The sequence below is a fragment of the Pseudoalteromonas sp. T1lg24 genome, from assembly GCF_002964745.1.
In the GTDB taxonomy this organism is placed as follows: Bacteria; Pseudomonadota; Gammaproteobacteria; order Enterobacterales; family Alteromonadaceae; genus Pseudoalteromonas; species Pseudoalteromonas spongiae.
In genome coordinates this window covers 814,633-837,537 of sequence record NZ_PQCB01000033.1, presented here as the reverse complement: position 1 = coordinate 837,537, position 22,905 = coordinate 814,633, and the positions used below count along the sequence as shown (strand labels likewise).

29 protein-coding genes are annotated in these 22,905 nt (G+C 40.9%); 20 read left to right on the top strand and 9 right to left on the bottom strand.

All coding sequences use genetic code 11. The features are described from left to right. Window positions 1-121 precede the first annotated feature (121 nt). Window positions 122-424 (bottom strand): hypothetical protein, encoded by a 303-nt coding sequence (locus tag C2M30_RS15925; protein ID WP_234004797.1) that lies wholly within the window; start codon window positions 422-424, stop codon window positions 122-124. Window positions 425-677: 253 nt separating this feature from the next. On the opposite strand from C2M30_RS15925, the gene C2M30_RS15920 reads away from it, so the two are divergent. From C2M30_RS15920 to C2M30_RS15900, 5 genes are all read left to right on the top strand, one after another. Continuing rightward, window positions 678-1,148 carry a hypothetical protein gene (locus C2M30_RS15920; RefSeq protein ID WP_105172386.1) on the top strand — a complete coding sequence of 157 codons (471 nt, stop codon included), beginning with the start codon at window positions 678-680 and terminating at the stop codon, window positions 1,146-1,148. A 132-nt stretch (window positions 1,149-1,280) separates the two neighbouring features. Further along, window positions 1,281-3,026 carry a methyl-accepting chemotaxis protein gene (locus C2M30_RS15915; RefSeq protein ID WP_105172385.1) on the top strand — a complete coding sequence of 582 codons (1,746 nt, stop codon included), beginning with the start codon at window positions 1,281-1,283 and terminating at the stop codon, window positions 3,024-3,026. A gap of 336 nt (window positions 3,027-3,362) precedes the next feature. Next, the gene (locus C2M30_RS15910; RefSeq protein ID WP_158683493.1) at window positions 3,363-4,202 is read left to right on the top strand and encodes a collagenase; all 840 of its coding nucleotides are present in this window, start codon (window positions 3,363-3,365) and stop codon (window positions 4,200-4,202) included. A 43-nt stretch (window positions 4,203-4,245) separates the two neighbouring features. Then, window positions 4,246-4,956, top strand: a complete 711-nt coding sequence (locus C2M30_RS15905) for a hypothetical protein (RefSeq protein ID WP_105172383.1) — start codon at window positions 4,246-4,248, stop codon at window positions 4,954-4,956. Between the two features lie 325 nt (window positions 4,957-5,281). Further along, on the top strand, window positions 5,282-6,901 hold the full coding sequence (locus tag C2M30_RS15900) for a sensor domain-containing diguanylate cyclase (protein WP_105172382.1): 1,620 nt from the start codon (window positions 5,282-5,284) through the stop codon (window positions 6,899-6,901). 21 nt (window positions 6,902-6,922) lie between these two features. On the opposite strand, the gene C2M30_RS15895 is transcribed toward C2M30_RS15900, so the two are convergent. Genes C2M30_RS15895 through C2M30_RS15885 form a run of 3 tightly spaced genes read right to left on the bottom strand, consistent with a single transcriptional unit; the run spans window position 6,923 to window position 8,791 of the window. Beyond that, entirely contained in the window at window positions 6,923-7,588 is a 666-nt protein-coding gene (locus C2M30_RS15895) for a TVP38/TMEM64 family protein (protein ID WP_105172381.1), read from the bottom strand. An 8-nt stretch (window positions 7,589-7,596) separates the two neighbouring features. Continuing rightward, window positions 7,597-8,055 carry a DUF2141 domain-containing protein gene (locus C2M30_RS15890; protein WP_105172380.1) on the bottom strand — a complete coding sequence of 153 codons (459 nt, stop codon included), beginning with the start codon at window positions 8,053-8,055 and terminating at the stop codon, window positions 7,597-7,599. Window position 8,056: 1 nt separating this feature from the next. Beyond that, the gene (locus tag C2M30_RS15885) at window positions 8,057-8,791 is read right to left on the bottom strand and encodes an SDR family oxidoreductase (protein ID WP_105172379.1); all 735 of its coding nucleotides are present in this window, start codon (window positions 8,789-8,791) and stop codon (window positions 8,057-8,059) included. A 179-nt stretch (window positions 8,792-8,970) separates the two neighbouring features. On the opposite strand from C2M30_RS15885, the gene C2M30_RS15880 reads away from it, so the two are divergent. Continuing rightward, complete coding sequence (locus tag C2M30_RS15880; protein WP_158683491.1) at window positions 8,971-9,501, top strand: Crp/Fnr family transcriptional regulator; 531 nt, start codon at window positions 8,971-8,973, stop codon at window positions 9,499-9,501. 164 nt (window positions 9,502-9,665) lie between these two features. Here the strand turns inward: C2M30_RS15880 and C2M30_RS15875 are convergent, their stop codons facing one another. The 4 genes from C2M30_RS15875 to C2M30_RS15855 all read right to left on the bottom strand — a co-directional run bounded on the left by C2M30_RS15875 (window position 9,666) and on the right by C2M30_RS15855 (window position 13,533). Continuing rightward, on the bottom strand, window positions 9,666-10,562 hold the full coding sequence (locus C2M30_RS15875; RefSeq protein WP_105172377.1) for a DUF4350 domain-containing protein: 897 nt from the start codon (window positions 10,560-10,562) through the stop codon (window positions 9,666-9,668). Window positions 10,563-10,630: 68 nt separating this feature from the next. After that, window positions 10,631-11,350 carry a hypothetical protein gene (locus C2M30_RS15870; protein WP_105172376.1) on the bottom strand — a complete coding sequence of 240 codons (720 nt, stop codon included), beginning with the start codon at window positions 11,348-11,350 and terminating at the stop codon, window positions 10,631-10,633. A 488-nt stretch (window positions 11,351-11,838) separates the two neighbouring features. Beyond that, window positions 11,839-12,195: a hypothetical protein gene (locus C2M30_RS15860; RefSeq protein WP_158683489.1), complete on the bottom strand. Its 357-nt coding sequence runs from the start codon at window positions 12,193-12,195 to the stop codon at window positions 11,839-11,841. A gap of 510 nt (window positions 12,196-12,705) precedes the next feature. Then, complete coding sequence (locus C2M30_RS15855) at window positions 12,706-13,533, bottom strand: TIGR02285 family protein (protein ID WP_158683487.1); 828 nt, start codon at window positions 13,531-13,533, stop codon at window positions 12,706-12,708. A 228-nt stretch (window positions 13,534-13,761) separates the two neighbouring features. Here C2M30_RS15855 and C2M30_RS15850 point away from each other — a divergent pair, with 228 nt between their 5' ends. From C2M30_RS15850 to C2M30_RS15825, 6 genes are all read left to right on the top strand, one after another. After that, window positions 13,762-14,199 carry a GNAT family N-acetyltransferase gene (locus tag C2M30_RS15850; RefSeq protein ID WP_105172982.1) on the top strand — a complete coding sequence of 146 codons (438 nt, stop codon included), beginning with the start codon at window positions 13,762-13,764 and terminating at the stop codon, window positions 14,197-14,199. A gap of 165 nt (window positions 14,200-14,364) precedes the next feature. After that, entirely contained in the window at window positions 14,365-14,886 is a 522-nt protein-coding gene (locus C2M30_RS15845) for a GrpB family protein (RefSeq protein WP_105172372.1), read from the top strand. A gap of 43 nt (window positions 14,887-14,929) precedes the next feature. Continuing rightward, window positions 14,930-15,334, top strand: a complete 405-nt coding sequence (locus tag C2M30_RS15840; protein ID WP_105172371.1) for an MAPEG family protein — start codon at window positions 14,930-14,932, stop codon at window positions 15,332-15,334. Between the two features lie 8 nt (window positions 15,335-15,342). Beyond that, window positions 15,343-15,981: a class I SAM-dependent methyltransferase gene (locus C2M30_RS15835; protein ID WP_105172370.1), complete on the top strand. Its 639-nt coding sequence runs from the start codon at window positions 15,343-15,345 to the stop codon at window positions 15,979-15,981. 8 nt (window positions 15,982-15,989) lie between these two features. After that, entirely contained in the window at window positions 15,990-16,361 is a 372-nt protein-coding gene (locus C2M30_RS15830; RefSeq protein WP_105172369.1) for a hypothetical protein, read from the top strand. Then, complete coding sequence (locus C2M30_RS15825; RefSeq protein WP_105172368.1) at window positions 16,358-17,155, top strand: PhzF family phenazine biosynthesis protein; 798 nt, start codon at window positions 16,358-16,360, stop codon at window positions 17,153-17,155. Before C2M30_RS15830 ends, C2M30_RS15825 begins: the two co-directional genes overlap by 4 nt. A gap of 14 nt (window positions 17,156-17,169) precedes the next feature. Here the strand turns inward: C2M30_RS15825 and C2M30_RS15820 are convergent, their stop codons facing one another. Continuing rightward, complete coding sequence (locus C2M30_RS15820; RefSeq protein WP_010558517.1) at window positions 17,170-17,577, bottom strand: helix-turn-helix domain-containing protein; 408 nt, start codon at window positions 17,575-17,577, stop codon at window positions 17,170-17,172. An 81-nt stretch (window positions 17,578-17,658) separates the two neighbouring features. Between C2M30_RS15820 and C2M30_RS15815 the strand changes: the two genes are divergently transcribed. The 8 genes from C2M30_RS15815 (at window position 17,659) to C2M30_RS15780 (ending at window position 22,725) form a co-directional block, all read left to right on the top strand. After that, the gene (locus C2M30_RS15815; RefSeq protein WP_199775897.1) at window positions 17,659-18,264 is read left to right on the top strand and encodes a class I SAM-dependent methyltransferase; all 606 of its coding nucleotides are present in this window, start codon (window positions 17,659-17,661) and stop codon (window positions 18,262-18,264) included. Window positions 18,265-18,337: 73 nt separating this feature from the next. Continuing rightward, on the top strand, window positions 18,338-18,589 hold the full coding sequence (locus C2M30_RS21840; RefSeq protein WP_234004756.1) for a hypothetical protein: 252 nt from the start codon (window positions 18,338-18,340) through the stop codon (window positions 18,587-18,589). A gap of 504 nt (window positions 18,590-19,093) precedes the next feature. Next, entirely contained in the window at window positions 19,094-19,588 is a 495-nt protein-coding gene (locus C2M30_RS15805; RefSeq protein ID WP_105172367.1) for a GNAT family N-acetyltransferase, read from the top strand. 7 nt (window positions 19,589-19,595) lie between these two features. Then, window positions 19,596-20,054 (top strand): DUF523 domain-containing protein, encoded by a 459-nt coding sequence (locus tag C2M30_RS15800; protein ID WP_105172366.1) that lies wholly within the window; start codon window positions 19,596-19,598, stop codon window positions 20,052-20,054. A 330-nt stretch (window positions 20,055-20,384) separates the two neighbouring features. Further along, window positions 20,385-20,927: a GNAT family N-acetyltransferase gene (locus C2M30_RS15795; protein ID WP_105172365.1), complete on the top strand. Its 543-nt coding sequence runs from the start codon at window positions 20,385-20,387 to the stop codon at window positions 20,925-20,927. Between the two features lie 142 nt (window positions 20,928-21,069). Next, window positions 21,070-21,555 (top strand): helix-turn-helix domain-containing protein, encoded by a 486-nt coding sequence (locus C2M30_RS15790; RefSeq protein WP_054978024.1) that lies wholly within the window; start codon window positions 21,070-21,072, stop codon window positions 21,553-21,555. Window positions 21,556-21,563: 8 nt separating this feature from the next. Beyond that, the gene (locus C2M30_RS15785) at window positions 21,564-21,974 is read left to right on the top strand and encodes a GFA family protein (RefSeq protein WP_105172364.1); all 411 of its coding nucleotides are present in this window, start codon (window positions 21,564-21,566) and stop codon (window positions 21,972-21,974) included. Between the two features lie 4 nt (window positions 21,975-21,978). Continuing rightward, window positions 21,979-22,725 carry an SDR family oxidoreductase gene (locus C2M30_RS15780; RefSeq protein WP_105172363.1) on the top strand — a complete coding sequence of 249 codons (747 nt, stop codon included), beginning with the start codon at window positions 21,979-21,981 and terminating at the stop codon, window positions 22,723-22,725. Window positions 22,726-22,905 lie beyond the last annotated feature (180 nt).

Genomic DNA, 22,905 nt, shown 5'->3' with positions numbered 1-22,905 from the left:
TTTTGCTTGGCTAGCAACAACTTACGTTGCAGGTTATTTCGCCATTAATACAATCTTAGTAACCTTATTTATTCTTACTGTGTTGCTACCCTAATTGCCCGCTAAGTTAACTCGCTTAGCATCAATATCCCCAAATAATGCATACCAGACTTAGCAACACGCCACTAATAATAAGGCTTTGCTGTATTTTTGAATTCACTAATGTGGGTAATTTATAAGACGTTGAAAACAGTTTGCCAATCGGCGTAAAAAAGGTTTTTGGTGCTAAACCAAGGCCGACCAAAATAAGAAAAACAGCAACTATGTTTATCAGATCTCGAATATGTAGGTCGTAATGGAAAAAATCATAAATTCCGGTGGCTAAAACTAAACCGCCAATTAAAAAACAAATTACCGTAGCTGTTTGTTCTTTTTCATCGTTCACGTTCAATGTGTATAACTCCTTGTTGTGCAGCTAATTTATAACACGCTTGTTAATGAGTTGTCATCAAATCTATATGTCATTAATGTTACTAAGTGTTTAAGGTAAGCTGATCATGGAAAGGGAATAATAAGGCTCGTAAGCAACCCGCTATTTTTTCAAAATTCAAACATTCAACAATGTTTAATGTGGTTCTCTTATTGCAACATTCTGATATGCTAACGCACAGCATCATCCTCGCGTATTTAAACATTCAATGAGATACACACTCTTAGCAAGTATTGGTTTATTGTTTTTTACCCAAACCGCCGTTGCAGCAAACGAACTAAAACCCTTTACCAGTGATGGTTGCAGCGCCTTTCCCGATGGCACGTTTGAACAAAACAGTCTTTGGCTCAACTGCTGTGTTGCGCACGATTTAGCGTACTGGCAAGGCGGCAGTTACCAGCAACGCAAAGATGCCGATATGGCACTTAAAATATGCGTTGCCGAAGTGGGTGAAAAACAAATAGCAAATTTAATGTTGGCAGGCGTACGCGTGGGTGGCACCCCATTTTTACCTACCACATTTCGCTGGGGCTATGGCTGGCCTTACCCACGAATGTACGGTGAGCTAACCTTAGATGAACAAAAACAAGTTGCTGAGAAACTTAAACAATTACCCAAAAATAAAGCCATGCTTACAACATCAAATAAAGCGGTGTTGCTACGCGATCTATTGAAATAAGCTGTTTTTTGTTGGCTGTTCGTCATCAGCCAAAAATTGGAGGTTAACGGCGCTAGTTGTATATTTATGGCTAGCTGAATGTTTAGTCCTGCACTAGTCTTTATTGTGGTTACTTCAACAAAGGTAATGACGATGAAGCTAAACTCCATTCGCATTTTAATGACGACCATTTTTAGTGGCATTATTGTATTTGTTTTAGTGGTGACGCTGCTTGTAATTAACATGTATAACGCGTTAATTGACGTAGAAGAGATGGCTGATAACCGTTACAAAGCGTATCAACTTGCCGACGAATTACGACAAAGCTCGGACGATCTCACCCGCTTAGGGCGCACCTATGCCGTTACGGGTAACGATAAGTACGAAAAAATGTATATGGATGTGCTAGCAATTCGCAATGGCGAAAAGCCAAGGCCAGAAGGCTATCATAAGATCTATTGGGATTTAGTGCTCAATTACGGCAGTAAACCCAAACCAGATGGCAAGCGTTCAGTATTGCTCGACGAAATGAAAGCCACTGGCTTTACGCAAAAAGAGCTCGACTACTTAACGCAAGCACAAAAAAATTCCGACGGCTTAGTAGCATTAGAAGTCGAAGCGATGAATGCCGTAAAAGGTAAATTTAAAGACGCGTCTGGCAACTATACCGTTAACGGTTCACCCGATTTAGCAAAAGCCATTCAACTCACGCACAGTGAGGACTATCACCGCTTTAAAGCGGATATTATGAAACCCGTGGAATCATTTTTCACAGCCCTTGAAACACGCACTCAAAACAATGTGGAAACTGCCAATAACCGCGTTGAATCTTATTTATATTGGGTGATTGTTATTTTAATTATTACCGTGTGTTTTAGCTTATTTGGTGTTTACTTGGTGCGCCGTAGAATTGTAAAACCCATTGAATTATTGGGTAAAACGTTTGATGAAATTGGTCGCGCTAACGATTTAAGCAAATCATTAGACGAAACTGGCGCAACTGAAGTACGCGCAGTTGCAAACGTGGTTAACCGCATGCTCAAAAGCTTTCAAAAAACAGTCACGAATATTGGTAGTGCGGGCAATCAAATGTCTCAGTCATCACAGGAAGTGGCCGAATTTATTCGCAATAATAAAGCGATTAGCGAAGAGCAAAATTCACGCTTAGAAACCATCGCTACAGCCGCAGAAGAAATGACCGCAACCTTAAACGAGGTGACATCTAACACCGTTAGCACCGCAGATTATGCCAATCAGGTAGAGCTAGAAGCGCAGCGCGGAATGGAAGTGATGTCACAAACCAGCCAACAATTTGGTGATTTGTCATCACGCTTTGAGCAAACCGCTAACATTATTTCAGAATTAACAGAGCAAAGCGATCAGGTTGCGAACGTAGTCAGTGTAATTCAAGCGATTGCCGAACAAACCAACTTACTTGCGCTTAATGCTGCAATTGAGGCTGCCAGAGCTGGCGAACAAGGCAGAGGCTTTGCGGTGGTTGCAGATGAGGTGCGTACCTTGGCACAGCGAACACAGCAATCTACCGAAGAAATTCGCGATATTATTAATCAGCTTCAAGTTAAAGCCGGTAATGCCAACAGTGCAATTCAGCAAAGCCAGCAGCAAGTAAATACCACCGAACAACAGGTAATGGTGTCATCAGAAGTGCTCGACAGTATTTTTGAAGCGGTCAGAAAAATCAAAGATCTGACCCAAGGCGTCGCAACCGCATCACAAGAGCAGCTTACGGTAACCGAAGACATAAACGCCAATATCAATGGGTTAAGTGATATATCAAAAGAGGCCGTTGATAGAATGAACGAGTTTATGACAGTGGTTGAAATGCTTGAACAAACTAGCGAACGTCTTAATGAGAACTCTCGCGAATTCACGGTATAACACACCTTTATAATTGGCACTTAATGCAAAACGTCATTAAGTGCCAACCTATTTTCGCCCTCAAGTAGCACATATTTTAAGAGCGCAGTTATTCTCCGATGGGAAAATCTAAAACCACCACCGTTTTATTGCAAAAAACAAACTAAGCACTCCCCTTTCAACACGAAAATAAAAACAATATAAATTCAACACCTTAACAATAAAACACAGCTGCACACCACAAAACATTTCGGGGCATATAACTAAAACACATCTGCTTAGAACTGATAAATTGTATACATTATATAATATATGCTTTACATTATTTTTACAAAACACAACAACAGGAAGCTAATAATGAAAGCAATAAAGCCTATTACCCTCGCAATTTCAGCACTTATTGTTGCAAACTTTGCATACGCCAAAGGCAAACCCACTGCCGACTCAATACTGCCGCATAAATTTACCTGTAGTGCCAGCCTAAAGTTTCAAGCACAAGACATGACGCAACAGCAGTTTATTGATAGCTGTGCGCTAGTTGGCGCAGAGGAAGAATATTTTCACCAACGTTTAGAAACCGGCTATCAACCCGTTGACGGTGATTTAAACGAAGACTTATTAATGGTGATTTTTGATAACTACCGTCAATACGACCGTTATGGCTTTCGCTTATTTGGCATCAATACCAATAATGGCGGTATGTACATTGAAGGCAATGCCGAAGACGCTAATAATCAAGCAACCTTTTATGCCCATGAAGCCGATTGGTTAAGACCTGAGTTTTCAATCTGGAATCTAGAACATGAATATGTGCATTACCTTGATGGTCGATTTGATCTAAAAGGTAACTTTGCTGACTACCCTGAAAACACTGTTTGGTGGAGCGAAGGATTAGCCGAATATATCTCGCTAAAAGACGCAAACGATGACGCAATTGCGTTAGTTCAAGGCAACTTTCAAGAGCGCACTCTCAGCCAAGTTTTCAATACTAATTATTCAAATAGCAGTGACGAAATTTACCGCTGGGGCTATTTAGGCGCGCGTTTTATGTTTGAAAACCATATGGACCAAGTACGCAATATTCGCCTTGCCGCGCGCGATGGGAATTGGGCTGACTACCAGACAATTTTGGCAAGTACCGCAGCAAACTATGAACAGCAGTGGCAAAACTGGCTTGTGGCGCTCGCAGGCAACTAAGTTTACATCATCACAAGGATGTGATTTTCAATTTGGAGTGTGTATGAAAATCAAAATTTTACTTGTCATATTATGTGTTGTTTATAGCTCGTTTGCTGTTGCAAAAGCACAGAACCAAAAATTTTTATTGGAAACGCTTAGTGCCAAACTAAGTGCTAATCAAACTACTGCGCATACTGATTTAATGCAACCAGTAGCAAGTGTAAAGCCCCATTACAACCCTTACACGGGCGCAACATTGTTTATTAATTTTTCGGCGATAGAAGTAAACGAAAACATAAATAAACGCCGTTTAAGCCAAGCTAATCAGCAAAAACAACAAAACTTTAAAGAGTCACAACAACAGGCAAGAGCGTTGTCACACCATATTTATCAGTTAGAACGAAAGTTATCGGCGTTAAAAAAATCAAACAGCAATCAAGCGCAAATCGAATCAATACAACAACAGTTAAGCGAACTTACCATCAATAAAGCCAAAGCAAATAATCAATACCAGCAAAACAAGCATGCCGTATTCGATGATGTAATTGCGACAAACACCTTAACCCAACTACAAAAGAAAATTTCGGGCAATGTGTGCCACTTATCAAACAACGACAAACAGTCATTAAAGTCCATTACATTTGTATTAGCAGGCATACAAAACACAACCCAAGAAATAACATGGCACTTTGCTGATTTAAATCGTTGTAGCGATAACTCACTTAATCAACAAACGTTGTTTACCGAGTCGCGTTTAAGCTCGCAGTTTTAAAGCAAAACCCCAAGCGTGTATAAAAAATAATGACAGCAGTTAAGTCTATAACTGATAAAGCTGCTTGATACTGCGTTCAACAAATTTTAGCTACATTCAATGCATTTTCCTTGAAGCAATAATCCGCAGCTTTTGCGAGTCTGTGGCAAAAATGTAACGCAAGAAATCAGAGTAAATAGCCGTTAAAACACGTTTCTTAGTAACGCTTGAAATTGACGATTTACACTCGCTTGCTCGGCGCAAAGTTAAATACTTTCCTATACTCATAAATAAGTGTGTTAAGCCACAACGCGCTACTCTCATATTTTTTGCTACAGGCTTGTATATGTTTAATTTTATCGCGCGAAGTTTGCGCATTAAGTTACTACTTGTATTCGTGATTATGCTACTTGCATTCTCAAGCGTGCACTTGGTGATCCGCCAGTATTGGACCATTCCGCAACTAGTCGCACTTGAAGTAGAAAAAGATAAAAAGGATATTTACAAACTCAATTCTGCACTGCTTAGAGTGTACAACGAACTTGAAATGCTGGTGTACGATAACGCCGTGTGGGATGAGCTGTACAACGTGATCCTGACGCGTGATTTGGACTATTTGGAAACTAACTTCTTTATACCTAAATCGTTTGTTTCACTTAAAATAAATGGCATGAGTTTTTTTGATCAAAACCAAACGCTTATTGACGAATTAGCGATAGATCAAAACAACAATCCACTATCAAGCTCCCCTTTTAAATCGCTGCCGCCAAGCCTTAAAAAAAACTTGCTGATCAGTAAGCAAGAAATGATAAACAACGGACAACAAACATTGTTTAAACAAGGGCTAATTACCCTTAATGACAGACTTATTTTGTTCGTAAGCGGGAGTGTTTTACCATCATCTGGCGTGGGTGACTTAGCCGGCACAATGTTAGTGTGGAGTTATTTTGATGGCAAAATTGCACACCAACTTAGCGAAATAACCCAAACTACAGTCACTGCTGCACAAGCTGACACTTTCTCTGCCACAACGCCTGTTATCGATTTTAATCAACTCGATGCACAAAACCATATTCGCACCCAACTTTCGAATATTCATGTGAAATTTAATGACATATTCAATAAGCCAGCGTTGATCCTAAGTTATCCCACACCCAAGCGAATGTTTGACGACAGCCCATTTGAAATGTCGATGGTTATGGCGCTATTAATGTCGTTGGTCATACTGCTTATTATCTATTTTATTCTTACCGTTATGATTATTGAACCGCTCAATAAGCTCAAAGCCACCGTCAGGGAAGTAATGGATCGCGGTAATTTTCAACTCACAACAAACTTAGAACGCACCGATGAAATAGGCCGTTTAGCGCTGCTTATTGATGTGTTATTTAATAAAGTACATGTACAACAACATGCACTAAAACATAACAACCGCCAATTAAAACGATTAAGTGATACCGATCCGCTCACTGGTATTGCTAACCGCCGCGCCATGATGCAAGTGTTAGAACAATTAACACCATCGGCTATGCCAATTAGTGTGATTATGCTAGATGTTGATTACTTTAAAAAATTCAACGATAGCTACGGCCACCAGCAAGGTGACTTGGCGTTAAAACACGTGGCTAAAACCTTAAAACACCATACTCGCCGACAAAATGATGTAATTGCTCGCTATGGCGGCGAAGAGTTTGTGGTTGTGCTGCTCAACACGTGCCAAAGTGATGCGCGCAATATGGCATACGCCATACGTGAAGCAATAGAGGGACTTGCCATTGAACATAAAACGTCTTTGATTTCGCAATTTTTAACCGCATCAATTGGCGTTAGTTGTTGTGATGAGTTTGATAATTTTTCTATTGAAACGCTATTTCACCAAGCTGATAGCGCACTGTATAAAGCCAAAGAGCAAGGCCGAAACTGCGTAGTAGATTACAACAGCGAAATGCACAAACATGCAGTTTAGCCTTAACTCGGTTAACACTCTTTAGGTTAATAGCTGGCGTTTCGCTTTCGTTACTTTGCTAAACACAAACCAACCACTCCAAAATAACGCGGTTAAACCAATTGCGGTAAAAATTGCCGGTTTGGGATTTTCAACCGAACTAATCGAACCGGCATAGCAGGCAATAACAGCATAAGGTACCGTACTCACCAACCACAAAATGCAAAACTTCATAAAAGGCATTTTGGTCATCCCCGCCATACACGCTGAAACTTCGGGCAAAATTGGCGTCGCTCTTGAAAGTAAAATCACTACAGCGCCATGTTGCTGAAACATAGTTACTGCATCAGCTCGTTTTTGCTGATCGTTTACTAAAAAATTTAAAAGAAAGTGACCGTAACGCCTACTTAAGCCATAACCACAACCTCCCGCAAGGCTCAAGCCTATTACAGCGCTTATTGACCCAACTAATGGACCAAGAAAAAACCCTGCTAGCAACATCACGGTTAACGTTGGAATAGCAATAAATAAATCTGCAAACAGCAGTAATACAATAACAACACAAACATAAATTGCATCAACCGATTTGGCCATTTCAAACCACGCTTCTACTTTTGAGGCGGTTACCAAGCCGGTTGATTTTAAAACAACGAAAGTCGAGGCAAAAAATATCGCTAATGTCAGCATAACCTTAACTAAAGAAGTCATATTTCCTCCTACGGATAAATAACCGGAATTGTCAGTGATAACGTTTGGCTATCACGAAAAATCGCAGCGTTTTTAAACGTAGGTGCTCCCCGCCAACTTAACGTGGCACCGTTTGAAAAGCCAAGTCCTTCTGAAGGAATAATACCAGTCCAATTTTTGGTGACTTTACGGTCGCCAATTTCGTCGTGCAGCACTTTCACCGCAAACACTGGTAACTCAAGCTCAAGGTGAAAGCGCAATTGCGTGTTATCGGCAGGCGTTGCTAATGTGTAAATTGCTTTATCATGCTGTTTGGGAAAGCCAGTCTCATTAAAAATCATCAATACAATGTCGCCAGGGCGTGATGTATCAATGTTTGTCACGTGTACGGTTAGCTCGCTTTTATTTGCCTGTGCCGCAGGCGCAAACGTTAATGCCGATGTTACGCTTGCGACTATCGCTTTTCGTTTTATAAACTGTTTTAACATATCAGTATCCTTTCATCATGTTGTAAGCCATTGAGGGAAAACACCGCAATAATCCACGCAATAACTTAACTTTGCCGATATTGTTTTCTAATTGCTTGGTTTCTATACCGTGAATAATCTCGCGTGCAGCGTGTTGTGCAGTTATTTTGCCGCTCCCCCGCCCTTTGGTCATGGATGTATCCACTAATGGTAAAAATGCCTGCAACACCTCAACATTGGTGTTAGCTAATTGGTAGCCTAGGCTTTTTGAAAAGGTGTTAACCGCCGCTTTACTGGCACAATACACCGCCGAGTTTGTTTTTGGAGCAAGTGCCAATCCCGAGTTAATGTTAACGATATAAGCGGGCGAAGTGCTTTTCTGTAATGCGGCTAAAAACAAATAACTAAACGCACACACCGCGGTAAAATTAACATCCACTTCAGTGCGTAACATGTCATAGTTGAACATTGGGTCGGTAAAACAGGCTGTGTTTTGAATTGCCGCGTTATTGATCAACACATCAATTGCACCATGGCGCTGCGTAATGTTATTCACCACCGACAGATAACTTTCAGGCTGCGCTAAATCACACTCGTAGGCCATCAGCGTTTTAAATTCGAGCGCTAATGGTTTTAGCCGCTCACTGTTTCGCGCTATCACCAATACGGTGTTGTGCGCAGCCAGTTGTTTAACCAATTGATAGCCAATTCCCGACGTGCCGCCCGTTACCACAATGGTTTTATTGATAAGCTTCATAGTTTCCCTTTTATGCCATTTGAAATTGGCATTAACACTATGCAAACAGGCAACCAGCGACATTAACCTAGGTTAAAAATCACAAAAAACTGATCAAAAAAGGCAATTAGTTTGTAGAATAGCTAAAACGTGTTGACCGTTACGCACTAGTAAGCAAAAGGATGTGGGAAGTAAAAAGGATGAATTTAGAAGAGTTTATAGCAAAACATGGCGTAGCGCAGTCGCTCGAAAAAGGGCAACATGTGTTCTACCAAGGCGACTCAAGCAATTGCCTTTATTTTGTAAAGAGCGGCCTGCTTAAAGCCTATTATTTAAGTGATGATGGCAAAGAAACCATAAAATCATTTATTCAATGTAATAACGTGATTGGTAGTATTAGTGCAGTTACGGCAAACACACATTGTACGTTTAACTTAATTGCACTCGCGCCTAGCGAATTAATCCGTTTTAATTTTAACGACCTACAATATTGTATCGCGCAATCTCATACGCTAGCGCAAAGCGTCATTGCCATGCTGTTAAATCACTCAATTAAAAAAGAGCAGCGCGAATTTGAGTTTTTAATGCTCCCAGCGGAGGAGCGCTATACGCGCTTTAAAGAAAAAGAACCCGAACTTGTTAACAGGCTTACACAAAACGACATCGCAAAATACCTTGGTATTACCCCAGTTGCACTCAGCCGAATTAAACACCGCTCCACGGATGTGTAATGGTAACTCAAGTTTTTAATATATGAAGTAAATACACAGCTAGAAATATGATTGTTAGTTAGCTTGCCGAAAAGAGTTAAAGCTGGTTTGTCGCACCGGCTACAGCGAACAGCATATCCTTTTAAACGACTTACTATCATACAAAGTACAAGCATCGGTTGCATTTACTTTGACAGCCAGTGCATAATGTTTAGTAAAAATTGTTCATTTTGTTCCGCGCCGTTAGATACTAAACCGTATTTTTTTCCTGTTGAAGCTACAAATTGTGACGAGAACATCATGCCCTCAGAAAACACCGCAACCCGCCCTTCTCCTACTTCCAAAACAGCGCCTTGATGCCAACCATTCATTGATACCCTAGGAGTTTTCGCATTTATTTGAAAAGGAATTTTTGGCACAACAGACGTTGCCCTTTTACCCAAAGTTAAAAGAGGTTGTGCTTTCGCTGGTATTTGAAAAGCAGAACCACCAAACGACTTAACTTGAGTGATTCGCTCTGATTGAGAGTCGCCTTGGGTAATCGAATGTTTCTCAAGGGATTTATCATCGATACGGAACAACGCATCACGAACATGACCATTACTAAATTCAAAGCCAAAAGCAGATGATAGGTTCTCTATCACTTTTGGAAACGGGGTGTGATCGGCAACTAAAAAAAGAGAGCCTCCCTGTATTACCCACTGTTTAACGGCTTCAACTTCACTACTGTTAAATGCATCATCGAACGGGGGAGTCCAGTCGCGTCTATTTTTATCTAGCGCATTGGCTACCACCAATATATCCGCTTGTTGCAAATACGCTAAAGTGAACTTTTCACTACTAGATTTTACCGTATAACCATCACTAGACAGAACTTGTGCAAAAGGCTTGTATCGCCCATTTTTTGTCAGAAAATTATTATGAGCCTCATCAATAAACACCACTGGGCTATTAGATTGCGAAAACGTCTTTTTAATATTCTTAGGAACAAAATCAGGATCGGCTTGTTGAACACTATCAGAGCAAGACATCACTGCCACTAAAGAAAGCCCTAAAAAGATTGTTTTACAGACAGATTTCATTTAAATATTCCATATCATTTAGTTTGCTGTAGGGTGAAGTGTGCTAACGCCTTTAACGGCTAATCGTGTTAGGTATTTTTGCGAAAAACCCGCTTAACAAGCTGATCCGGAGGTGACAGATTACAACTTCTTACACTTTGAGCGCCCCCCCATGCTTTCAGCACTTTGTTTTCACCAGATAGACCACCAAGTAACAACTGAAAAGAAATCTGCTCTGCTAATACTTGACCTGAAGCTCGATCATTTACCCAAAACATAAATGGCCTGATGTCGTATTCATCAACTTCACCATATGCGTAAAGTATGTTGTATCGTGCTAGGTAATCGTCATCATGAACTCGAGTAATATCACAGTTCCCTAGAAACGTTTGATCAGCTTGTTCTACAGTTTTTACTGAGATCCGAGTATTTTCATAGCAACTTTGCGTTTCTAGCTTTCCATTTTTTCTATTATATTTGTACCGCACTTCACTAATATTGGTTGGCTCCAATAGTAGCCGTTGCAATACGTATGAAGGTCCGTATATCTGATCTAACACTGGAAGATCTGCAGAACCAATAGGCATATTAGAGTCATGCCCACCAGAAATTACTTTTTGGCTGGCTATGTTAGCCCGAATGGCAAATGAGTGTTCACCAAGATTTACTTCTCCAACAGCTGAGTTATCAATAATAAATTCAGATGAATACTGTAAGCACCGAGACTTAAATTCTTGGATCTTTTCTTCATCGGACATGCCACAGCCACTCAAGCAGACAAATGCCACAAGAGCTAATAACTTATTCATTAGATGCACGCCTCGCTAAACAGCTTATTATGTGCCTAATACACCGTCTTAATGTGGTTATAAAAAATAACTTCGCACGGTAACGAGTCACATATAAATTTCGCAGTTACTGTATCATATCCTGATTGATTCCTATGCTCCTTAAACCGAACTTCAAAATAGCCATCATCATTAGCAATTTTATATATGGCGTCGCCTAGGTTTTTAGGCAATATTTTCGATATATGCCCCGATTCGATTATTGGAGCTCCATCATCAAATTTTGACTTTATCAATTCAATCGTTTGGATTGAAACATCACCCTTGATCTCTATCGACTCAGAGCCAATAGAGCTGACGGAAAATAAAAACACTAAACAATGTAAAAAATATTTCATGGGCACATAACGCCCGCATAATGAGCGGATTAAGCTTGGCTATAATTAGCGAGGAACGAGCGCCAGCCAAGCTTTAGACGTCCATTCATTAATGCGTTTGTTATATGGCACTTACCTTAGATTTGAATTTAACGGGTTGCCATTTTTTATTAATGTAATGAGTTTTGAGCAATGCTGAGTTTTATCTTTATTCTCAGCATTCCAAAATAACCTTTTTTGCATTTTTAATAAGTGATCATATTCTGTTGATTTAGCTTTAACTCTATCAAGTAACCAGTCATGCTCGGCTAACCAGTTTGTAATTTCAGTTGGGTTACCACAAGGAATTACAGATGTTTCAATTATCGATAGCATCCAGGCTCCACCAGTACCCACTTTTTCACATTTTCCAGACTCAGTATCACAAATTTCATTTGCGTCAATTTGAGTTGAAAAGAACACTATGATGAAAAATAAACACCGAACCATATTTGTGCCATATAACAATTTAATATCGACCCATTGGGTCGTTTTTCTACCGAGCCACGGGTCATTTTTATCATTGTACCAGTTCTAACACACTAACTAACTTGTTGCTATAGTTATACTTTTAATCATTATAGAAATTATGAAAGGATAAAAACGATCCAATGGGTCGTTTTCCTGAATATAGGAGAAACGCATAGCAACTGAGCATAACATCAGTGCTGAAAAATAACTTTCTATGGCCGCTGTTCGCGCATTGCCAACTTTGCAGACTGTTGCTAAAAGTCTTTTCCGCTCAACTAAACCCCAAAGCAAAGTTATGAACACGAGAAAAAACTTCACGTAAGAAAGCGTATTTGGATAATTAACGCGTTACTTGCTGACGTTTGTTTGAAAATTTAAATTGTACTTGAGCATTGAAACCGTAAACATGTATTGCTAACAATTAAAAAAACACCACACACCTAATACCGCTAATTACACCTAACACCACTAACAACGCCTAACCAAACGCTAATATTCCTTTAAATACGGTTTTAATGTTGGCGCCATATGCTGTGGTAACCAACGCAACATTACGGTTGTAAACTGCTTACTGTGGTTAAGCTTTGCAAGCGCTTCATCAATCGCTTTAATTGCAATGTCGCCTTTCGGGTTTTTGCTACAACCAATATATCCAGTTGCCACCGCTTTAGCTTCTTGCACGCTCAGTTGCGTGAGCTCATTATTGGCGTCCATCAATTTACTTAAATAGGCGTGTTCGCTGGGGTAGCCCAAAATAATATCCACCCGCCCTTTTAATAACATATAGGTTAAGCTTTCAAGCGAGTCGCGGCCTGCGCGAGTTGATAGCTGTTCGCTAGGCGATGATTTTAGAATTGCATCAATTTCTTTACTGTATGAGCGATTAAGAGTGGTGCCCACGGTTAAACCGTGATTTAAAATTAAATAACGCAACGACACATCAGTACTGTTGCCAAGTTCTAATTTATCAACCAATGATTTACGCATGGCAATAGCAGGCGATAACCCAAGCGTAGAATATTGCTCAGTAAAGCGAATAAACTGCTCGCGTTCTTGATTACGATACAAAGACGCCATACAAAACACCTGATCACTCCTGCCAAGCGCTTTCACCGCTCTACTTGCCGGCATAACATGACGTTTAAATTTATAACCCACTAAGTTTTTAGAAACCAAATCAATTACTTGCTCGTCTCTTCCCTGACCCATGTATTCGCCTTTTAAAATATAGTAAGGAGGGTAATCAACCACAATCCAATTGATCACTTCAGCTAGGCAATACGTGGGGAGCAGCAATACAAGTAACAAAATGCGCACTTTTTTCGCCTCAAATTTAACCACGCTATAAGTCTAGGCTAACACGCTGAAATTTCTTCATAAGAACAAATTTAACTAATAAATAGAGTGTTTATACCAGAGCGTGTTGAACTTTACGGTCTAACGCTTAAATATGAGCAAAACCAAAATACATCGCTTTATGCTGTTTCACGGGGTAAACTAATTTTTCGCGGCTGCACATCAATTTCAGTCACAAAGAGAAATACCATGATTGTAGAAAATGTGCTTCCTAGCGACTATGCAGAAATGCTCGTCGTGTGGGAAAATTCAGTCCGAGCAACGCATGACTTTATTACAGAACAGGACATTGCGTTTTTTAAACCCATTATTTTAGAGCACGCGTTTCCAGCGGTAACGCTAAAGTGTATTAAAAATGATTTGGGTGCAATATTAGGATTTATTGGCGTTCATCAACACAAAATTGAAATGCTGTTTGTGCTTAATGCGGCACGCGGTAAAGGCATTGGTACATTATTGTTGAACTATGCCATTGATCAGTTAGCGGCAACAAAAGTGGATGTAAATGAGCAAAACCCTCAAGCTGTTGGTTTTTATCAACACAGGGGATTTCACATTAATGCCCGCTCGCCAATTGATGATATGGGTAAGCCCTTTCCAATATTGCATATGACATTGCAGCCTTAAACAATAACCATGTAACACGGCTCGGTTGGTCGTCACCTCATTGTTAGAACATAAGCCCAAAGCTAATAACTTTGGGCTTTTGCGTTTATGTAAAAGTCTATTTATCGTTGTTAATATGCCTAATTAAAGACAGCGTCTTAATCAAATAATAATAAAGGAAGTAGCATGCGAAAAATCGAGGTCGTGGCTTACACACCACTATGGCGTGAACACTTCGAGCGTGAAGTCGCGTTAATTTCACCGATACTTGTTGGTAACTTAATCGCAATTGAGCATATTGGCAGTACGTCGGTGCCGAACTTGGCGGCAAAGCCAGTGATTGATATTTTGCTAGAAGTAAAATCCCTCGATGTGCTCGACACATGCAACGCAGCCCTTCAACACATTAGCTACAAAGCCAAAGGGGAAAATGGCATTAGTGGTCGGCGCTACTTTCAAAAAGGTGGCGATAAACGCAGTCATCACATTCATGCCTTTGCTAAAGGAGATGAGCACCTCTTTAAGCATCGCGTTTTTCGCGACTACCTTATTGCGATGCCAAATATCGCTACTGAATACGCTCAAATCAAACAAGATGCAGCAATAAGTTGTAACAATAACAGTGCGTTATATTGTGAATTAAAATCAGATTTTATTGCCCAACATCTTGCTCTTGCAGTACAGTGGCATCACAAAAATAACCTTTAAACGGAACTGGCGTATTTAACCCAATTTAATACGCAACAATATCATGGTCGACCTAACTCAATATCACCTTACCCTGTTAGCTCTTGGCTTAACTGCAATGTTAATGATAGTGCAACTGTTAATTGCCGATGTACTGGCAATTGTAAAAAAGCATCCTCCCGGATTTCCAGTTGAAAACAATCACGAAAATTTATTATTTCGTGCCAATCGTACTCATCTAAACATTAATGAAAGCATTGCCATTTTTATTTTAAGCATAGCGTTTGCGATAGCCATGAATGCCAATAGCAATGTGGTTAACGGAGCCGCGCTCAGCTACTTTGTTGCACGCGCCCTGTATACACTTTGTTATTACTTAAATTTAAAATTAATGCGTAGCGCATTGTTTGCCATCAGTTTAGTGGCGCTTATTGTGATAAATATCGCAGGTTTTATTGCGTGGTTTTAGAGGAAAACATGGATAATAACGCTCTCTCGGTCGATACATTTAATCGTTTAGCCAAGCAATACCAAGACAAATATATGGACTTCGACCATTATTTTGATAGCTACGATACCTTTTGCCAGCTATTAAAAACTAAAAATGCCAGTGTGCTCGAAATTGGCTGCGGTCCAGGTAATGTAACTAGGTACCTATTAAATAAACGAAATGATCTTCAGATCACAGGCATTGATCTGGCACCCAATATGATTGAACTTGCCAAAGCGAATAACCCAACAGCCGAGTTTAGGGTAATGGATTCACGTAATTTAAGTGATTTAAATCATCGCTTTGATGCTGTATTTAGCGGTTTTTGTACACCTTATTTAAACACCCAAGAAGTTGAAAGTCTTATTAAAAATGTGTCGAACTGTTTAACAGCAGGAGGGCTTTTTCATATCAGCACTATGGAAGGTGAAAATGCGCGTTCAGGCCTGCAAACATCCAGCAAGGGCGACCAAATGTACATTTACTATCATACCTTTAGCGACCTTACAGCCATGCTTGAAAAATACGCATTTGAAATAATTAAGGTTAACCGTAAAGTGATGAATTCAGATGCAACAACGCCTGATACAGATCTGTTTATTTACGCTAAAAAACGCGCGCAATAGGAAATACCATGTTTAGCCAACACGTTCTTTACGTCACTATTAATAAAGACCACATTACTATCGATAACTTTGACGCTAACAAACAGCAAGTGATCACTGGTACGTTTTCTAATGCACGATTAGCTATCGCACATTTTCAAGCTTGCGAAGCCAAACTCAAAGAAGCTATCAGCCAAGTGCAAACTAAATCGCTGCTGCAAACGCTCACCTTAGTTATGCACCAAAAAGCACTGAACGACGGTGGTTTGTGTGAAATTGAAGAACGTATTTTACTTGAACTTGGGTTAGGTGCTGGTGCAAGCAAGGTATTTATTTGGCAAGGACAACCACTCACAAGCGAGCTAATCGCACAAAAAGTTTACGAGAAGGGGCAATCATGAAACTTGAAATGCAGGTGATTGATGCATTCACCAATGAGCGATTTAAAGGCAACTCTGCAGCAGTGATCATTACTGATGATTGGCTAAGTGACAGCCAAATGCAAAATATTGCCAGTGAAAACAACTTATCAGAAACCGCTTATTTAGTGAAAAATGAGGCTAATGTTTACCATATTCGCTGGTTTTCGCCACTTACCGAGATTGATTTTTGCGGCCACGCCACGCTTGCATCGGCCTTTGTTCTATTTTCTAACTATCCAGAAATGTCAGAATTTACATTTTTCGCAAGCGCCGTCGGCGAAATGACCATAGTGAAAAACGCGCTCGGCCGCATTGAAATGGACTTTCCAAATCGCAAACCAACACCTGTTGAGCCACACCAAGTGCCAACGGCATTGCTTGAAGGATTATCACACATGCCAGTTGAAGTGCTTAAAAACGACCAAGCCTATTTCGCTATTTATGACAATGAAGCGACTATCAATGCAATCAGCACCTATTCTGACAAGCTCAAACAGCTGGCCCCTTTTGATGTCACAGTGAGTGCACCAAGCACGCAATTTGATTGTGCATCACGCTATTTTTGGCCAGCCAATGGCGGGGATGAAGATCCGGTAACCGGCTCTATTCACACAGGACTTGCACCCTACTGGGCTGAAAAATTGAATAAACAGCAAATTGTGGCGCTGCAAGCATCGAAACGCAGTGGCATTTTGTATTGTGAAGTAACAGACAGCCGCGTCAAAATCTCTGGCGATGCAGTGCAATACCTTACAGGCACCATTACAATTTAAGCAAAAACAGCAAATTACTTCAGCTTGTTCGGTTTCGCTTTTAGGCGTTTACCCGCAAGGTTTAAAAAACGCTGAAACGTTGGGCAAGCTAAATGATGTGGCGCGCTGCACTCAGCAGCGTGGCGCAAGCCATCTCGTATCGCCGTCATCGATTTAATTTGTTTATCGAGCTCGTCGGCTTTTTCAAGCAATAACGAGCGATTCACCTCAACGCCTTTCGGCAGCAGCATTTCAGCAATTTCATCGAGCGATAAACCAACGTAGCGCCCCAAGTTAATTAGCGCTAACTTCTCTAACACCTGCTTATCGTAATAACGGCGTAACCCATTGCGACCTGCAGAGCGGATCAGCCCTTTTTCTTCGTAATAACGTAAAGTTGATGGTTTTAAACCCGATTGTTTAGCAACTTGTGCAATATCCATAATTTTTCTCGCGTGCACTTGACTTAAAGTCGACTTGAAGTAATACCCTTATTCTATTGTTTAAATTCACAGGCGTAAATCATGACCTTTGACAGCATGTGGGACACACGATTTTCAAACAGCGAATATGCTTACGGTACACAAGCAAATGACTTTTTAAAGCAACACGTTTCATCACTTAAGGCAAACAAAGTGCTCACGCTTGCAGAAGGGGAAGGACGCAATGCAGTATTTCTCGCTCAGCAAGGATTTGAGGTCTGTGCCGTCGACGCATCAATCAAAGGGTTAGATAAAGCAGCGCGATTAGCTGACAAGCACAAAGTAAACATTGAGTTTATTCACGCTGATTTAACCAGCTTTGATTTAGGCGAAAACAATTGGGATAGCATCATCTCAATTTTTGCCCCCTTTTCACAAACGCATAGGCGCTTACTTCACGCCAATGTGGTTAAAAGTTTAAAACCAAACGGAGTATTTTTACTTGAAGCCTACACACCCGAGCAAATTCATTTAGGCACAGGCGGCGGCAACGATATCAGTACTATGATCACAACAACGCAGCTTAAAAATGAATTAGCCGGGCTAGATTTTACATTGCTACAAAGCCTTAAACGTACTGTTATTGAAGGTGCATTTCATACCGGTGAGGCAGCTGTGATCCAAGCAATCGCACGGAAATCACTATAAATCAGATAGCTAAAATGTTAAAAAGACGCTCAATCAAACGTTTAAAAACAATAATTTATAAAAAGGAAGATTCATGCGTTTTTCTCTTGCGTTAAGCCTGTTGTTAGGCCTTGCGAGTTATGCGGTTAATGCTAAAAATAGTGACCTGAGCGTATTTGATAAATCACGCGACCGTCATATTCCAGTGACAGTCTCAAAGCCCACAAATTCAGCAAGTTGCACGCAAAAAAATCAATGTCCGGTCGCCATAATTAGCGCGGGATATGGGATTAAACATACTGAATACAAGTTTATTGAACCATACTCAATAAAAATGGGTTTTTAACTATCGCTGTAGGGCACGAACTGCCCAATGACCCACCGCTCTCAGTCAGCGGTGACTTATACCAAACGCGCAGCGAAAACTGGCAACGTGGCGCACAAACACTGCGCTTTGTTAAATCGCACTATGCCAACAAATATACACACTATAACTTTAATGCGCTCACGTTAATCGGCCATTCAAACGGTGGTGATATTTCGTCGTGGCTTGCCAATGAAAACGTCGATTATATCGAGCGCGTAATCACTATAGATCATCGCCGTGTACCGCTTCCTCGAAATCCAAATATTAAGGTACTTTCAATTCGTGGCAGCGACTTCCCAGCCGATAAAGGCGTGCTTTATAGCGAAAGCGAAACTCAGCAGCTACCTGTATGTGTTGTTAAAATTGCAAAATCTCATCATAACGATATGTATGACGGTGGTCCTAAGTGGTTAAAACAGGCAATAAACGCACACATCACGCAGTTTTTAAATAACCAACCTTGTCATTCTAAAAGCGAGTAATATGAAAGATCTGTGCTTGTTCAATAGCCAACGACTCACTGTGTCGGCGTTAAAGCAAACGCTAAACCATGTTGAACTTAACCAGCTGATTGCAATTTTAAGTCCCGAGGTAACACGTTACTTACCACCAAGTTTTCACGGGATTACAACACCTGTTGATGCAAAGGTTTGGTTAAATGAACAAGCACACACAAGCCAAGTTTATGGCATCTATCACAATGCCGAGTTTACACTGATTGGCTTACTTATAATTTATGAAGACAATGGCCATGCACATATTGGTTATTTATTTAACGCGCAATACTGGGGCAAAGGTTACGCCAGTGAACTACTAAAAGCACTCATTCACTATGGCAAAGCAAAAACACAGTGGCGCGTAATACACGGTGGCGTAAGCGTTGATAACCCAGCATCGGCGCACGTGCTAAGCAAAATGGGGTTTACCAAAACGCCTTCTAACACCAGCGATATGCTGCAGTTTGAATTAGCGCTTTAATAAGCTGATGCAAAAATTACTAATAAGCAGCTGTTTATTTGGCAATCCTGTACGCTACAACGGCAAAGCGCTCGCCCTTGAGTTGCAAACACTTAAACAGTACTTTGAACTTTTGCCTTTTTGCCCCGAAGTAAGCGCAGGTTTGCCAATTCCAAGGCCGCCTGCTGAAATTATCTATCGCCAAAAACACAATACCACACGCGTTGTACAAGATGACGGACTTGATGTGACCGACGCATTTATACACGGCGCAAAACTCACCTTAAAATTTTGCCAAACACACCATATAAAATTGGCGTTATTAACCGAATTTAGCCCTAGCTGTGGCAGCACTGAAATATATGACGGCACCTTTTCAGGCAGTAAAGTAAGTGGACAAGGAGTCACTGCACAGCTGCTAAACCAGCATGGCGTAAAAGTATTTAATCAGTTTAATATTAATGCTTTAATTGAACTGGGTAGCTAGGGCCTGATGACCTTTCAAGTTCGTTTTTGCAGCAGTTTGATTGGGTTTTATACCAGGCAGAGGCTGCGTGGCATAGTTATTCTATGTGAGTCAGCCGATAACACAGTAGAAAACCCAACCAAGCGCTGCCGAACGGTTCTTTTGAGCGCACTTTTCTCATTGTTGCCTACACGGATGTAGGTAAGGGGCGTGAGCAGGACGCGGAAGCTTTGCTCGATATTCGCTTAGATTACTAGGCCACACATCGAGCGCCGCGATAAAAGCACGCTCAAACAGAACAAAAATAGAACGGCAAAGATCAACAGGCCCTAACTACAAGGAACACCAAACATGGACATCGACTACCGCGTTGCCAATCGAAGCGATGCCTCAGCAATTGCGTCTCTTCACACACAAAGTTGGCAAAACACCTACCATACTATGTTAAAAGCCGAATACTTAAGCCAAGTTGCCCCAAACGAGCGTTTAGCGCTATGGCAATCTCGATTTGCTACTGAAAATAGCAAGCAGCATGTAATTATTGCGAGCCACCAAAGCAAACTCGTTGGCTTTATTTGTATTTACGCCGATCACAATGCAGCGCTTGGCAGCTTGCTCGATAACTTACATGTCGATGGTCATTATCACGGTAATGGCATCGCCAAGCGGCTAATGTCTATGGCAACACAATGGCTACAAGCAAACGCCACACATCCAAGCATCTACTTAGAAGTGCTATCAGGAAATCATCACGCCATTAAAGTGTATGAAAAGTTGGGCGCTAAACGCGTTAAGGCAGGTGTATGGCATGCGCCATGTGGTTCAGTGGTCGATGAATTTGTTTACCAATGGTCGGATAAAACTCAATTAAGTGAGTACCAACACTCACTATAACCACTGTTTTATTAAGGTGTCGCTAAGTTGTCAGATAGATGACAGGTGAATGTCATTAAGATGTCTGGTATTTGTCAGCGCAGTCGGTACACTAAATTTTTATGCTGTTCCTTATCAACTTACATCGATAAGGAAATACATCATGAGTTTATTTGTGAAACTAGATAATAAGAAAATACAACAACTGCGCTTACAACACTGTTGGAGTCAAGAAGAGCTGGCAGTCACAGCTGGATTAAGTATTCGCACCATTCAGCGTGTTGAAAAAAATGGCAACGCCTCGCTCGAAACCAGTAAAGCATTAGCCGCGGTGTTTGAGCTAACCCCCGCGCAACTGCAACAACAATCAAATATTGAACATATTACCTTTGCCTTTTTAATTAAGTACGGTTGGATTGCCGCGTTTGCCATTTCAAGTGTGATGTTTGGTTTGTGGATTGTCGATATTCTGATCCCTACGCTAAAAGGTGCCAATTTTGATGCCCAATATGAATTACACGGAAATTTTCGTTATTTGGATTTTGGTGGCATCAGCTTTGTGATAGGGTTTGTGTGGTTAAGCATTAACATTTTTGTTGATTTTCAAGCGCGTAAAAAGCAGCTCTCAAATTCAACTCCCTCAGTTTAAGGACAAATATGTATTCTGCCAGTTGCCTATGCGGCGAAGTTCACATGACAATTAACGGCCCAATTAGCGATATTATTCATTGCCACTGCTCACTATGCAGAAAATCAAGCGGCACCGCCTTTGCGACCAATGGCTTTATTGACTCACAGTCGCTAACAATCGAAAAAGGGCAAGAATTCATTAACTCGTTTGAAGTAAAACCGGGTAGAAAACGTCATTTTTGCAAGCAATGCGCGTCACCACTTTATAGCTCAAATGCGGATGACCCAACACGTTTACGCCTGCGCTTAGGTGTGCTTGACTGCGATATTGCTGAACGCCCAATGTCCCATAACTTTGTTGATTCCAAAGCCAATTGGGATAGTTTAAATATGGATTTGCCACACTACAGCGAGTTCGAGCCAAGCCGTTCAAAATAGCATTATGAATAAAGACACAATAAACAAAGTTGTTTTAGTTACCGGCGCTTCTCGCGGTATTGGCGCCGCTACGGCAAAACTGCTCGCTAAGCGCGGTTATAGTGTTGCGATTAACTATGTTAAAAATGCCGATGCCGCAACAGATGTTGCAAATGAGATAAAACAAAACGGCGGAATGTGCGATACATTTTGTGCAGATGTTACAAACGAAAACGCAGTTACTCACCTTTTTAATAACATTGAAGCGAATTTGGGCAAAGTTAATTATCTCGTTAATAACGCAGGCATTTTATTTAAACAAAGCACACTTTCAGATATTTCCCTTGAGCGCTTTTTAAATACCGTTAACGGTAATCTTACCAGCACCTTTTTATGCGCAAAAGAATTTATAAAACGTTGCCCGAGTGATGGCGCAATTGTGAATGTGTCTTCGGGTGCATCGCAATCAGGCGCGCCCTTTGAATACGTTGACTACGCTGCAGCAAAAGGCGCGGTAGATTCACTTACCCGTGGCCTTGCCCTAGAAGTTGCCGAGCGCGGTATTCGTGTTAACGCTATACGCCCAGGGCTTATTTATACTGATATTCATAGCGACGGTGGCGAACCAACGCGCGTTGACCGACTCAAAGAAAAAATTCCACTTAAGCGTGGCGGGCAACCTATTGAAGTGGCAAACAGCATCGCTTATTTATTATCTGACGACGCCTCGTTTATCACCGGAAAAATACTTGATGTTACAGGTGGCATCTAAATAATGCGTTCACCCTTTCAAGTACAACAAATTACCGCCGCTGAAACGATTAGCGTGCGTCATCACGTACTGTGGCCAGACAAGCCAATGGATTTTTGCCAATTACCAGAAGACCAAAACGCCATCCACTTTGGCATTAAAATCAAGCAAGAGTTAGGGTCTGTTGACCTTTCAAGTTCA